The sequence below is a fragment of the Thauera sp. genome (genome assembly GCF_034003485.1).
Taxonomy (GTDB): domain Bacteria; phylum Pseudomonadota; class Gammaproteobacteria; order Burkholderiales; family Rhodocyclaceae; genus Thauera.
Genome location: NZ_JAVEYL010000011.1, coordinates 53461 through 66801 on the forward strand (window position 1 = coordinate 53461; position 13341 = coordinate 66801).

Here is a 13341-nt window from a genome sequence, read left to right on the forward strand (position 1 = left end):
GCAAGGTGGATCGAGGTTGAAGTGATACCAGGGTGTCGCAGTTGCTTCGTTGATCTGTATCAGATATCGCCGACGACAAACCCTGCCGCAATAAAAAAACGGCCGTCGAGACGGCCGTCGAAAACGGTGAGCGACCTGCGGGCACGCCTGGCCCGCATGCCGGATCAGCGTTCGTCGAAGCTGATCTTCAGGCGCTTGGTGGTAGCGCGCGCCTGGCAGCTCAGCACGTAGCCCTGCGCCATCTCGTCGGCCTCGAGGGTGAAGTTCTTGTCCATCACGACTTCGCCCTCCGTCACCTTGGCGCGGCAGGTGCAGCACACGCCGGCCTTGCACGAGAACGGCAGGTCGAGGCCGGCGTTGAGGCCGGCGTCGAGCAGGTGCTCGTCCGGGCCGATCGCGATCTCGTGCTCCTTGCCGTCCAGCACCAGGACCATGGTGATGTCCTTGGTCGCCGCGGCGGCGGCCTCGGCGGTGCTCGAGGCACCGACCGGGTGGGCGCCGGCGGGCAGGTTGACGGTGAAACGCTCGGTACGGATGCGGTCGGCGGCCACGCCGGCCTCGACCAGGGCGTTCTCGGTCGCGGTGATCATCTCGTCCGGGCCGCAGATGAAGACTTCGTCCATGCTGCCCACCGGCAGCAGGGTGTTGATGATGTCGCGTACCTTGCCGCCATCGATGCGACCCTGCAGCAGGTCGACTTCCTGCGCCTGGCGCGACAGCACGTGGATCATGGTCAGGCGGTCGCGGAAGCGGTCCTTGAGGTCCTGCAGGGCCTCGTTGAACATCACCGTGGACATGCGGCGGTTGCCGTAGATCAGCGTGAACTTGGAATCCGGCTGCTCTTCGAGCGTGCTCGCGGCGATGCACAGGATCGGCGTGATGCCCGAGCCGGCAGCAAAGCCGACGCGGTGGATCGCACGCTTCTTCCTGATCACGAAGCGGCCGTCAGGCGGCATCACCTCGAGGGTGTCGCCCGCCTTGATGGCACGCGTGGCCCAGTTCGAGAACAGGCCGCCTTCGACCGGGCGGATGCCGATCTCGAGCTCGCCGTTGCGGGCGAGGCGGCTGCGCGGGCTGCTGATCGAGTAGGTGCGGCGCACCTCCTGGCCGTCGATGGTGGCGCGCACGGTGAGGAACTGGCCCGGCTCGAAGGTGAAGCGTTCGCGATCCGAAGGCGGGATGTCGAACGTGATCGCCACCGCGCCCGCAGCCTCGGGGCTTACGCGCTTGACGGCGAGTTCTTGAAAACGGAGTGCTGACATGACGTTTTGGGCTCCGGCTTTAATAGGGTTTGAAGTAGTCGAAGGGCTCCTGGCAGTCGAGGCACTTGTACAGTGCCTTGCACGCCGTGGAGCCGAACTCCGAGGTGACGATCGTGTGCGTGGAGCCGCATTGCGGGCAGGCCACCGCCTCGGCGACGGGGCGGCGCATGAACTTCACCACGCTCACGTCCTGCCGGGTCTGGTGCGGTGGCGCGATGCCGTAGGCGCGCAGCTTTTCCTTGGCCTCGTCGCTCATCCAGTCGGTGGTCCAGGCCGGCGCGAGCTGCGTGATCACACGCGCCTCGATGCCGGCCTGTGCCAGGCTTGAACGCACGTCGTCCTCGATCTGGCCCATGGCGGGACAGCCGCTGTAGGTCGGCGTGATGACGACCTCGATGCCCGCGGGCGTTTCCCTGACCTCGCGCAGGATGCCCAGCTCGCGCAGGGTCACCACCGGGATCTCGGGGTCGGTCAGGGGCTCGAGGGTGGCCCAGACCTTGTCGACGACGTTGCTCATGGCGTTCGCCCTTACCAGGTTGCGCCGGGGTGGGCGCGTGCCAGACCCTGCATCTCGCCGAGCAGGTAGCTCAGGTGCTCGGAGTGCAGGCCGATCTTGCCCTCGGTCACGTAGCCGTGGAAGTTCGGGCGGGTCAGGGTGGCCTCGGCCAGGGCGCTGTTGACCAGCGCATCCCAGGCCGGGCGCAGCGCCCACACATCGATCGCGATCTTGGCCGCCACCGCGGCGCCTTCGGCCGGGCTGGTGGTCCAGAACTCCTCGGTGTACGGCATCAGGTGGTTCACCGCCGCCTGCGCGCGGGCGTGCGATTCTTCGGTACCGTCGCCCAGCCGCACCAGCCAGTCACGCGAGTGATGGAGGTGGTAGCTGGTTTCCTTCAGCGACTTGGCGGCGATGGCGGCGAGGCTGGCGTCGGCGGATTGCTGCAGCCCGTCCCACACATGCACCATCAACGCCGAGTACAGGAAATTGCGCACGATGGTGGTGGCGTAGTCGCGGTCGGCCGCAGCGTAGCCGACGAGCGGGCCGTGGTGCGGCAGCTCCAGCAGCGTGTAGTTGCGGAACTCGTGCGGGTCACGGAAATAGGCCAGCTTGTCCTCGGTGGCGTCGCCGCCCTTCATCTCGGCCGCGCGCTGGTAGAGCAGGCGCGCCTGGCCGATGAGGTCGAGGCTGACGTTGGCCAGCGCCATGTCTTCTTCGAGGATGGGGCCGTGCCCGCACCATTCGGCGTTGCGCTGACCGAGCACGACGGCGTTGTCGGCCAGGTGCAGCAGGTAGTCGATCGGCGTGCTCATTACATGTGCCCCACTTCTTCAGGGATTTCGTAGAAGGTCGGATGGCGGTAGATCTTGTCGGCGGCGGGGTCGAAGAGTTCGCCCTTGTCGTCCGGGTTGCTGGCGGTGATGGAGACCGAGGGCACCACCCAGATGCTCACGCCTTCCTGGCGGCGGGTATAGACGTCGCGCGCCATGTGCAGGGCCTGGGCGGCGTCGGCGGCGTGCAGGCTGCCACAGTGCTTGTGCTCGAGGCCTTGCTTGCTGCGGACGAAGACTTCCCAGAGCGGCCAATCCTTGAGTGCGGGGGTGTTCATGCTGCCTCCTTCAGTGCGCGTTCTTTTTGTTTGCTGGCATAGGCCTGGGCCGCGTCGCGGACCCACTGGCCATCGTTGTGAGCCTTGACCCGGGTGGCCAGGCGCTCCTTGTTGCACGGTCCGTTGCCTTCGACGGTGTTCCAGAACTCGGCCCAGTCGATCTGGCCGTAGTCGTAGTGGCCGCGCGCCTCGTTCCATTTCAGGTCGGGGTCGGGCAGGGTCACGCCCAGCACCTTGGCCTGCGGCACGGTGGCGTCGATGAACTTCTGGCGCAGGTCGTCGTTGCTGATGCGCTTGATGCCCCAGCGCATGCCTTGCGCGCTGTGCGGGCTGTCGGCGTCCGGCGGCCCGAACATGGCGAGGCACTTCCACCAGTAGCGGTTGACCGCGTCCTGCACCATGGCCTTCTGTTCGGCGGAGCCCTTCATCATCACCAGCAGGGCTTCGTAGCCCTGGCGCTGGTGGAAGGATTCTTCCTTGCACACGCGAACCATGGCGCGCGCATAGGGGCCATACGAGCAGCGGCACAGCGGGACCTGGTTCATGATCGCCGCGCCGTCGACCAGCCAGCCGATCACGCCGACGTCGGCCCAGTTCAGGGTCGGGTAGTTGAAGATCGAGCTGTACTTGGCCTTGCCGGAGTGCAGGCCGTCGAGCATCTGCTCGCGGCTGGTGCCCAGGGTTTCGGCGGCGGAGTACAGGTAGAGGCCGTGGCCGCCTTCGTCCTGGACCTTGGCGATCAGGATGGCCTTGCGCTTGAGGCTCGGCGCACGCGAGATCCAGTTGCCTTCGGGCAGCATGCCGACGATCTCGCTGTGGGCGTGCTGGCTGATCTGGCGCACCAGCGTCCTGCGATACGCGTCGGGCATCCAGTCCTGCGGTTCGATGCGGCCATCGGCATCGATGCGGGCCTCGAACGCGGCCTCCTGGTCGCTCGGCGCATTCGCGACCGAAGCCAGCTTCTTACCGGACTCGTCCGGCATGTCCATTGCTTGGGTATACATGTGTTTCCTCCTGGCAAACACCGCTCCGGGAAATACCGGGGCGGAACGCGGGACGTTGATGCGGCCCGCCCTCTCCTCAATGCTCCGCCGCGCGCAGGGCGCGACGGGTATTCATGCCATCCATGCCGGCGCGCGCTTGTCGAAGAAGGCCGCGAAACCTTCGCGGGCCTCCGCCGTGGCGCGTTGGCGGGCGATGCGGGTGGCGGTTTCCTCGCCGACGGCGTCGTCGATCGGGCGCCCGGTGAGCGCGGCGATCAACTGCTTGGCGGCGAGCTGGGCTTGCGGCCCGCAGGCGAGCAGGGCCTGGACCAGGCGGTCCACCGCGGCGTCGAGCTCATCCAGCGTGACCACCTCATTGACCAGTCCCATGGCTTTGGCCTCCAAGGCGCCGAAGCGTTCAGCGCTCTGGAAGTAACGCAGCGCATGACGCGGGCCGATGGCGCGCAGCACGTAGGGGCTGATGACCGCGGGGATGATGCCGAACTTGACCTCGGAGGTCGCGAAGCTGGCGTCGTCGGCCGCAATCGCCATGTCGCAAGCCGCCGCGAGGCCGGTGCCACCGCCGAGCGCGGCGCCCTGCACACGGGCGATGGTCGGCTTCGACAGCCCGGACAGCGCGCGCAGCATGGCGGCGAACTTGCGCGAATCGGCGAGGTTCTCGGCCTCGGTGCTGTCGGCGGCGCGGCGCATCCAGTTGAGGTCGGCGCCGGCCGAGAAGTGCTTGCCGCGGCCGGCCAGCACCACGACCCGCACCGCGGCGTCGGCATCGAGCTCCGTGCAGGCGGCGGCGAGCTCGGCGATCAACTGCTCGTTGAAGGCGTTGAACACCTCGGGGCGGTCCATCCAGATGGTGGCGACCGCGCCGCGGCGTTCGATGGCGAGGGTTTCGTAGCTCATGTCGCTGTCCCGTGCCTCAGACGCGCTCGATGATCATGGCGATACCCTGGCCGACGCCGATGCACATCGTGCATAGCGCGTAGCGACCATTGCGCCGCTGCAGCTCGTACGCCGCGGTGGTGACCAGGCGCGCGCCGCTCATGCCCAGCGGGTGGCCCATGGCGATCGCGCCGCCATTGGGGTTCACGCGGGCTTCGTCGTCGGCGAGGCCGAGGTCACGCAGCACGGCGAGGCCTTGTGCCGCGAAAGCCTCGTTCAGTTCGATCACATCCATCTGATCGAGCGTGAGCCCGGCCTTGGCCAGCACCTTGCGCACCGCGGGCGCGGGGCCGAAGCCCATGATGCGCGGCGGCACGCCGGCGGTGGCCATGGCGACGACGCGGGCGCGCGGCGTCAGGCCATGCTTCACGGCGGCGGACTCCGAAGCCAGCACCAGCGCGCAGGCGCCGTCATTGACGCCCGAGGCGTTGCCGGCGGTGACGCTCAGGTCCGGGCCATTGACGCCCTTGAGCCTGGCCAGCATCTCGAGCGTGGTTTCGGGACGCGGGTGTTCGTCGGTGTCGAACACGATTGGCTCGCCCTTCTTGCGCGGGATCTCCACCGGCACCAGCTCGTCCTTGAAGCGGCCGGCGGCGTTCGCGGCGGCCCAGCGCTGCTGCGAGCGCAGCGCGAAGGCGTCCTGATCGGCGCGCGAGATGTTGAACTCGGCGGCGACGTTGTCCGCGGTCTGCGGCATCGAGTGCGTGTCGTAGAGCTTCTTCATCTGCGGGTTGGGGAAGCGCCAGCCGATGGTGGTGTCGTAGATCGCAGCCTGGCGCGAGAAGGCCGACTCGGCCTTGCCCATCACGAAGGGCGCGCGCGACATGCTCTCGACGCCGCCGGCGATCATCAGCTCGGTCTCGTCCGACTTGATCGATCGCGCGGCCAGACCGATCGCGTCCATGCCCGAGCCGCACAGGCGGTTGACCGTGGTGCCGGGCACTTCGATCGGCAGCCCGGCGAGCAGGCCGGACATGCGGGCGACGTTGCGGTTGTCCTCGCCGGCCTGGTTGGCGCAGCCGTAGATGATGTCTTCCACCGCGGCCCAGTCGACCTGCGGGTTGCGCGTCATCAGCGCCTTGAGCGGAACGGCGCCGAGGTCGTCGGCGCGCACGGCGGCCAGGGTGCCGCCGTAGCGGCCGATCGGGGTGCGGATGGCGTCACAGATAAAGGCTTGGGTCGTTGAGGCTAGAGTCATCGTGCGCTCCTCAGAGCTGCTTCGGGCGCTGGTCGATGACGCGGCGAGCCTTGCCGGTCAGCGTGCGCGGAATGGTGTCGAATTCCATCACGTTCACCTTGGTGGTGATGCCGATGATGGTCTTGATGTGATGCTGCAGTTCGCGCGCGATGGTCTCGGTCTCGGTGCGGCTGAGTGATCCCGACAACTCGCGTTGCACCTCGCAGCGGATCTCGACGTTGTCCATGTGGCCATCGCGGGTGAGCACGATCTGGTAGTTCCCGGACAGACGCTTGTCGCGCAGGATCTGCTCCTCGATCTGGGTCGGGAACACGTTCACGCCGCGGATGATCAGCATGTCGTCGGAGCGCCCGGTGATCTTGCCGATGCGACGGAAGGAGCGCGCGGTCGGCGGCAGCAGGCGGGTGAGGTCGCGGGTGCGATAGCGGATGACCGGGAAGGCTTCCTTGGTCAGCGAGGTGAACACCAGCTCGCCTTCCTCGCCGTCGGGCAGGACTTCGCCGGTTTCGGGGTCGATGATCTCGGGGTAGAAGTGGTCTTCCCAGATCACCGGGCCGTCCTTGGTCTCGATGCATTCGCAGGCCACGCCCGGGCCCATGACTTCGGTGAGGCCGTAGATGTCGATGGCGTCGATGCCGAGCTTGCGCTCGATCTCGGCGCGCATGCCTTCGCCCCAGGGCTCGGCGCCGAAGACGCCGATCTTCAGCGAGATTTGATCCGGGGTGATGCCCAGACGCTCGAATTCCTCGGCGATCACCAGCGAGTACGAGGGCGTGACCATGATCGCGTCGGGGCGGAAGTCCATGATCTGCTGAACCTGCTTCTCGGTCTGGCCGCCGGACATCGGCACCGCGGTGCAGCCGGCACGCTCGATGCCGTAGTGCGCACCGAGGCCGCCGGTGAACATGCCGTAGCCGTAGGCGTTGTGCACCATGTCGCCGGCGCGCACACCAGCGGCGCGCAGCGAGCGGGCGACGACGTCGGCCCAGTTGCCGAGGTCGTTCAGGGTGTAGCCCACGACCACCGATTTGCCGGTGGTGCCGCTCGAGGCGTGCAGGCGGGCGACCTTGTCGCGCGGTACGGCAAAGAGGCCGAAGGGGTAGTTGTCGCGCAGATCCGTCTTCGTCATGAAGGGGAACTTGGCGAGGTCGGCGAGCGACTTGAGGTCGTCGGGGTGCACGCCCGCTTCCTCGCAGCGCTTGCGGTAGGGGGCGACGTTGTCGTAGGTGTGACGGATCGACCACTGCAGGCGCTGCAGTTGCAGGGCGGAAATTTCGTCGCGGCTGGCGGTCTCGATCGGGTCGAGGTCGCCGGGGCGGGGGCTCTTCACTGGCATGTTGTTCTCTCCTCCTTCTCTCTCTGGGTGTGTGCGGCCGTTAAGGCCCGCTTCAGACCGTCTCTGCGGCGAGTCCGGCGATCACCTCGCCGGCAATGCGGTAGCTCTTGCCACGGAACAGGGCGATGGTCTTGCCGGCGCTGTCGCGCACGGTGATGTCATAGACGCCGGTGCGGCCCGACAGTGCGCGCTCGACCGCTTCGGCCTGCAGCGTGTCGCCTTCGCGCCCCGGGGCGACGAAGTCGATGTTGCAGCCCGAGGCCACGGTGTTGCGGTTGTAGGCGTTGCAGGCGTAGGCGAAGGCGGTGTCGGCGAGGCTGAAGATGAGGCCGCCGTGGCAGATGTGATGGCCATTCACCATGTCACCGCGTACCAGCATGCTGAGCGTGGCGGTGCCGGGGCCGACGGCCTCGATGCGGATGCCGAGCGCCTGGGCGGCGCGGTCGCGCGACCACATCGCGGCGGCGACGGCCTCGGCCAGCGCCTGCGGATCGGTGGGGATGTCGTGCTTGTCAGTCATGGATCTTCTTTCCGGCAAAGACGCGCTGCTGGATCAGCGGCGAGACGCGGTAGCGATCCTCGCCGTAGAAGCGGGCGAGGTTGGCGAGCACGGTGCAGATGGTCGGCAGACCGACGCGATCGGCCCATTCCAGCGGCCCGCGCGGGTAGTTCACGCCCAGCTGCATGGCGGAGTCGGCCGCAGCCGCATCGCAGACGCCCTGGTTCACCGCGTCGGCGGCTTCGTTGGCGAGCATCGCGACCGTGCGCATCACCGCCAGGCCTGGCGTGTCGCCGAGGCGACAGACCTCGAAGCCGGCGGCCTGGAGCAGGCCGATCGCCGCGCCCAGGGCCGGGGCCCAGCAGTTGATCGAAGCACCGACCGCGATGCGGGTGGCGCTGGCATAGTCCTGCGCAAGGTCGATCAGCACCACGTTGTCGATGCAGGTCTCGGCCGCGCGCTGGGTGGCGGTGCGCCCGTCGGTGACGAAGATGACGGCGCCGCCGACTTCGGCGATCCGGCCATCAATGGCCTCGCCCCAGGTATGGGCGATATTGCGCTCGAACAGGCGGTCGGCGATCGCATGCACCGCAGCCGAATGGCCGTGCAGCACGATCTCGGCGGGTGCGTTCTGCGCCACCGCGACCTGCGGCTCGGGGCGAGGTACGCCTTCGCGGTAGTCGTAGAAACCACGGCCGGACTTGCGGCCGTAAAAGCCAGCATCAACCAGCTCCTGCTGGATCAGCGACGGGGTGAAGCGCGGATCGTTGTAGAAGGCGTTCCACACCGAGCGGGTCACGGCGAAATTCACGTCGTGGCCGATCATGTCCATCAGCTCGAACGGTCCCATGCGGAAGCCGCCGGCGTCGCGCATCAGTGCGTCCAGCGTGGCGCAGTCGCCGCCGCCCTCATTGAGGATACGCAGCGCCTCGGCGTAGTAGGGGCGGGCGACGCGGTTGACGATGAAGCCCGGCGTCGAGCGCGCATGCACCGGCGTCTTGCCCCAGGCCGCGGCGGTGGCGAACAGGGTGTCGGCAACCGCGCGGTCAGTGGCGAGGCCGGAGACGATCTCGACCAGTTTCATCAGTGGCGCGGGGTTGAAGAAGTGCAGGCCGGCCAGGCGCTCGGGGCGCTTGAGCGCGGCGCCGATCGAGGTCACCGAGATCGACGAGGTGTTGGTGCCGAAGATGCAGTCGGCGCCGACGATGTCCTCGAGGTCGCGATACAGCTTCTGCTTGGCCTCGAGGTTCTCGACGATAGCCTCGGTCACCAGCGCGGCGTCGGCCAGATCGGCCAGTTGTTCGACGGCGATCAGGCGTGCGCCGGCGGCCTGTGCGGCGTCGGCGCTCATCCTGCCCTTGTCGGCGAGCTTGCCGAACTGGGCGCGGATGCCATCGATCGCCTTGGCGGCGGCGCCGGGGCGGTTGTCAAGCAGCTTGACCACGTGGCCGGCGGTGGCCGCCACCTGGGCGATGCCGGCACCCATGGCGCCGGTGCCGACCACGGCGATGACGGAGGAGGTGGGGAGGGCTTGCGGGTTCGTCACGCTCATTCCCCGGTGAACTTCGGTGCGCGCTTTTCCATGAAGGCGGCTACGCCCTCGGCGTAGTCCGGGCTCCAGCCCAGTTCGCGCATGAAACCGCCTTCGAAGGAGAGCTGTTGCTCGAGCGTGTGGCCCGGCGCCGCGTGCATGGCCTGTCGCGTGCGCACCAGCGCCTTGGTCGGCATTGTGGCGAGTTGCGCGGCCATGGCGTCGACCTTGGCCGCGAATTCGGCGTCGTCCCAGGCGGCCCAGATCAGGCCCCAGTCGGCGGCCTTCTCGGCGGGCAGCTTGTCGGCCAGCATCGCCAGGCCGATGGCGCGCGCCATGCCGACGCGCTGCGGCAGGAACCAGGTGCCGCCGGTGTCGGGGATCAGGCCGATCTTGCTGAAGGCCTGCAGGAAGGAGGCCGACCTTGTCGCCACCACCAGGTCGCAGGCCAGCGCCACGCTCGCACCGGCACCGGCGGCGATGCCGTTGACCGCGGCGATGGTGGGCACGCGCAGGTTCTGCAGGCGCAGCACGAGCGGCTTGTAGTTCTTCTCGACGACGTTGCCGATGTCGGGCATCGGCCCGCCGGGCTGCATCGCCATGTCCGGGTCGGCCAGGTCCTGGCCGGCGCAGAAGGCGCGGCCGGCGCCGGTGAGCACCAGCACGCGCACCGACTTGTCGGCCTGGATGGCGTCCAGCGCGTCACGCAGTTCTGCATGCATGTCGCCGGTGAAGCTGTTGAGCTTGTCCGGACGGTTCAGCGTCAGGCGGGCGATGCCCGCGTCCACGGTGAAGAGAATGTTCCTGTATTCCATGGGAGATCCTCAGGCGTGGTAGCGACGCTGGACGACGCGGAAGCGGTTGGCGACGAAGGCGGAGTCGGAGTACGACGCGTTGGCTGCGGGGTTGCCGCCGGTGCCGTGGTAGTCGGAGAAGGCCGCCGACTGATTCACGAAGATGGCACCGGTGAGGTTGATCGACAGCGCGACCTTGCTGCGCCAGGTGGCCTCGGTCATGGCATCGATGACGTCCTGCCTGGTGGAGTACAGCCCGACGGTGAGTGCGCCGTGGGTGCTGACCACACGCTCGGACAGTGCGACCGCCGCTGCGGTGTCGGCCACCTTGACGATGAAGCTGATCGGGCCGAAGCGCTCTTCCATGTAGGCCTTCTCGTCGCTGGCGTCGCAGGCGAGCAGCACCGGGGTGCGCACGGTGGCGCCCGGGAAATCGGGGTTGTCGAGCTTGGTCGAGGCGAGCACGACCTTGCCCAGTGCGCCGCTGTTGGCGATGTCGATGCGCTCGGCGGTGTCGGCGGACTGGATCGCACCGAGCACGGCGTGGGCGACCTCGGGCTTGGACAGGAAGCGCTCGATCGAGCGGGCGAGGTCGGCGCAGAACTCGTCGTAGCTCTTGTGGCCGTCGTCGGTGTCGATGCCGCCGGCGGGCACGAAGACCGCCTGCGAGGTCGTGCACATCTGGCCGGAATACAGCGACAGCGTGAAGGCGAGGTTGTTGAGCATCGCCTTGTAGCTGTCCGTGGAGTCGATGACGATGTTGTTCACACCGGCCAGCTCGGCATACACCTGAGCCTGGCGGGCGTTATCGATCAGCCACTGGCCGAACACGTTGCTGCCGGTGAAGTCGACCGACTTGACCGCCGGGTGGGTGGCGAGCTTCTGGGTGACGCTGCGTTGGGTGGCGACGCACAGGCTCACCAGGTTGGGGTCGATGCCGTTCTCGGCGAGCACGGCGCGGATGGTGCGCACGGTGATCGCGGCGGGCAGGATGGCGTTGCTGTGCGGCTTGACGATCACCGCGTTGCCGGTGGCGAGCGCGGCGAACAGGCCGGGGTAGGTGTTCCAGGTCGGGAAAGTGCCGCAGCCGATCACCAGGCCGACGCCGCGACCGACGATCTGGAAGTGCTTCTTCATCACCAGCGGCGGGTTCTTGCCTTGCGGCTTTTCCCAGGTGGTCTCGGCGGGGACGAAGCTCTGCTCGCGCCAGGCGTAGGTGACGGCCTCGAGGCCGCGATCCTGCGCATGGGGGGCGCCGGCCTGGAAGGCCATCATCCAGCCCTGGCCGGTGGTCATCATCACGGCGTGGCCGAGTTCGAAGCTCTGCTTGTTCAGGCGGGTGAGGATCTCGAGGCAGATGCCGGTGCGGCCGTCGGCGCCCACCGCCTGCCAGCCCTTCATGGCCTCGAGGCCGGCGGCGATCAGCGCGTCCGGGTCGCACACCGGGTAGCTGACGTCGAGCGCGACGCCGTATGGAGAGGTTTCCCCGCCGTGCCAGCCGGTCTGTCCAGGCTGATCGAGTTCGAACTGCTTGCCCAGGTGCGCTTCGAAAGCACGTTTGCCGTCATCGGGCGCGGTTTCACCGTAGAGCTTGGGGCTGGGCATCTCGGGAAAGGGCGTCCAGTAGCCGCGCGTCGCAATCGCGTTCAGCGCGCCATCGAGGGTGTCACGGTGCTTTTCAAGAAGGGGGTGGCTCATTCGTCTCTCTCCGGGCGGGTTGTTCTGCGTCAAACGATACAAAGTGAGTTGGACTTGGTCAAGGTGATGTATCGATGTAAAACGGCAGAAAGTGATTGAATTCTGACATAAGAAAAAGCTTCTGCAAATCAAAATCTGTTTTAAATCAGAAAATTAAGATCGTATGAAGCTGGGAGGTGTCGATTGTTTGTTCGCAATAGAATTTTTCTATCGATGTTTTTCCGGCAAAAAACGATACTAAAATCTTTCAAAACATCGAGTTCCGGTATCGGGTTGATTGGCGCCGAGTGCCTTTGCTGGAAGGAGGCAGGACCGAGAGGCTGACTGAGCGTGGCGTCCCCTGTCGAGCGGGGTGTTTCACCAGTGGTTGTGCTTGGAGTGAACAAATGACAGGGATGGAGAAATGACGGGGCGAGGCGGGGTCCTGGCGAGTTCCAATGGCCGGTTGGCTATGCGCAAGCCCCTGAAACCGATAGACTTCGCGCCCGCCACCGTAACCCACTCCAGCGACGCCGTGTCCAGCCCTGTGCAAATGATCCTCGATGAGTACCGTCGGCAAGATCGTGTGCATGCGGGTTCCCTGATCATCTCGGTGCTTGGTGACGCGGTCATGCCGCGGGGTGGTCGTGTCTGGCTGGGGAGCCTGATCCGCCTTCTGGAGCCGCTCGGTCTCAATGAGCGCCTGGTGCGCACAGCGGTGTTTCGCCTCGTGCGCGACGAGTGGCTGACGAGCGAGCGCTCGGGGCGGCGCACCGATTACCTGCTTACCCCATCGGGCGAACAGCGCATCGACGAGGCCTCGCGCTTGATCTACGCCGCCGCCATGCCGCAGTGGGACCGGCGCTGGCGACTGATCGTCACCGTTGGCGAACTCTGCGCCAAGGATCGAGATCGTCTGCGCAAGGCTTTGCTCTGGCATGGTTTTGGCTCGCTCAACAGCGATTGCTTCGTGCACCCGAGTGTCGACCTGATCGCCGTTTTCGACGCGCTGGTGGCCGAGGGTCTCGGGGGGCTGCGCGATCGGCTCAAGCCGCTGATCGCGGCCGACGCAGCGCTCGGCATGGCTGCGAGCGACGCCGCGATGGTGCGTTCGGCCTGGGATCTCGAGCAGTTGGCGGACACGTATCGTGACTTCGTCGCGCGCTATCGCCCCGTGCTCGGTCAGTTGCGCGACGGCGGTTTCGAGACCGCGGACGAGACCGCCTTCCTGTTGCGCGTGTTGCTGATTCACGACTACCGCCGCCTGCTGCTGCGCGATCCGTCCCTGCCCGGCGTGCTGCTGCCGCCCGACTGGCCGGGGCAGAAGGCGCGCCTGCTGTGCAGCGAGCTCTATCGTCGGCTGCTGGTGGCGTCCGAGCGTCATCTCGACGCCTGCCTCCAACTCGCCGATGGCGTCATCCCCGAGGCCTCGGTGCGGCTGCACGAGCGCTTCCGCGACACCGATCTGCTCGCGCTGCCTGCCTGAGTCAACGCGCT

The 13341-nt window shown here is 67.0% G+C and carries 13 protein-coding genes; 1 reads left to right on the forward strand and 12 read right to left on the reverse strand.

The annotated features are described in order from the left end of the window. Nucleotides 1–164 precede the first annotated feature (164 nt). The 12 genes from RBT54_RS08030 to paaN form a co-directional block, all read right to left on the reverse strand. Nucleotides 165–1262: a 2Fe-2S iron-sulfur cluster-binding protein gene (locus RBT54_RS08030; protein ID WP_320365934.1), complete on the reverse strand. Its 1098-nt coding sequence runs from the start codon at nucleotides 1260–1262 to the stop codon at nucleotides 165–167. A 19-nt stretch (nucleotides 1263–1281) separates the two neighbouring features. Further along, entirely contained in the window at nucleotides 1282–1779 is a 498-nt protein-coding gene (gene paaD, locus RBT54_RS08035) for a 1,2-phenylacetyl-CoA epoxidase subunit PaaD (RefSeq protein ID WP_320365935.1), read from the reverse strand. Between the two features lie 11 nt (nucleotides 1780–1790). Further along, a complete protein-coding gene (paaC, locus tag RBT54_RS08040; protein WP_320365937.1) occupies nucleotides 1791–2573 on the reverse strand; it encodes a 1,2-phenylacetyl-CoA epoxidase subunit PaaC in 783 nt (260 codons plus the stop codon). Next, nucleotides 2573–2869 carry a 1,2-phenylacetyl-CoA epoxidase subunit PaaB gene (paaB, locus tag RBT54_RS08045; RefSeq protein ID WP_320365938.1) on the reverse strand — a complete coding sequence of 99 codons (297 nt, stop codon included), beginning with the start codon at nucleotides 2867–2869 and terminating at the stop codon, nucleotides 2573–2575. The genes paaC and paaB overlap by 1 nt, the downstream gene beginning before the upstream one ends. Beyond that, nucleotides 2866–3873 (reverse strand): 1,2-phenylacetyl-CoA epoxidase subunit PaaA, encoded by a 1008-nt coding sequence (paaA, locus tag RBT54_RS08050; RefSeq protein ID WP_320365940.1) that lies wholly within the window; start codon nucleotides 3871–3873, stop codon nucleotides 2866–2868. Before paaA ends, paaB begins: the two co-directional genes overlap by 4 nt. Before the next feature lie 111 nt (nucleotides 3874–3984). Next, entirely contained in the window at nucleotides 3985–4770 is a 786-nt protein-coding gene (locus RBT54_RS08055; protein WP_320365942.1) for an enoyl-CoA hydratase/isomerase family protein, read from the reverse strand. 16 nt (nucleotides 4771–4786) lie between these two features. Further along, on the reverse strand, nucleotides 4787–6007 hold the full coding sequence (gene pcaF, locus RBT54_RS08060) for a 3-oxoadipyl-CoA thiolase (RefSeq protein ID WP_320365944.1): 1221 nt from the start codon (nucleotides 6005–6007) through the stop codon (nucleotides 4787–4789). Between the two features lie 10 nt (nucleotides 6008–6017). Beyond that, nucleotides 6018–7343: a phenylacetate--CoA ligase PaaK gene (gene paaK / locus RBT54_RS08065; RefSeq protein WP_320365946.1), complete on the reverse strand. Its 1326-nt coding sequence runs from the start codon at nucleotides 7341–7343 to the stop codon at nucleotides 6018–6020. Nucleotides 7344–7395: 52 nt separating this feature from the next. Beyond that, the gene (gene paaI, locus RBT54_RS08070; RefSeq protein WP_320365948.1) at nucleotides 7396–7863 is read right to left on the reverse strand and encodes a hydroxyphenylacetyl-CoA thioesterase PaaI; all 468 of its coding nucleotides are present in this window, start codon (nucleotides 7861–7863) and stop codon (nucleotides 7396–7398) included. Next, a complete protein-coding gene (paaH, locus tag RBT54_RS08075) occupies nucleotides 7856–9394 on the reverse strand; it encodes a 3-hydroxyacyl-CoA dehydrogenase PaaH (RefSeq protein WP_320365949.1) in 1539 nt (512 codons plus the stop codon). Before paaH ends, paaI begins: the two co-directional genes overlap by 8 nt. Beyond that, nucleotides 9391–10188, reverse strand: a complete 798-nt coding sequence (gene paaG, locus RBT54_RS08080) for a 2-(1,2-epoxy-1,2-dihydrophenyl)acetyl-CoA isomerase PaaG (RefSeq protein WP_320365951.1) — start codon at nucleotides 10186–10188, stop codon at nucleotides 9391–9393. The genes paaH and paaG overlap by 4 nt, the downstream gene beginning before the upstream one ends. Nucleotides 10189–10197: 9 nt before the next feature. Beyond that, entirely contained in the window at nucleotides 10198–11865 is a 1668-nt protein-coding gene (gene paaN / locus RBT54_RS08085; protein WP_320365953.1) for a phenylacetic acid degradation protein PaaN, read from the reverse strand. A 532-nt stretch (nucleotides 11866–12397) separates the two neighbouring features. On the opposite strand from paaN, the gene paaX reads away from it, so the two are divergent. Next, nucleotides 12398–13330 carry a phenylacetic acid degradation operon negative regulatory protein PaaX gene (paaX, locus tag RBT54_RS08090; RefSeq protein ID WP_320365955.1) on the forward strand — a complete coding sequence of 311 codons (933 nt, stop codon included), beginning with the start codon at nucleotides 12398–12400 and terminating at the stop codon, nucleotides 13328–13330. Nucleotides 13331–13341 lie beyond the last annotated feature (11 nt).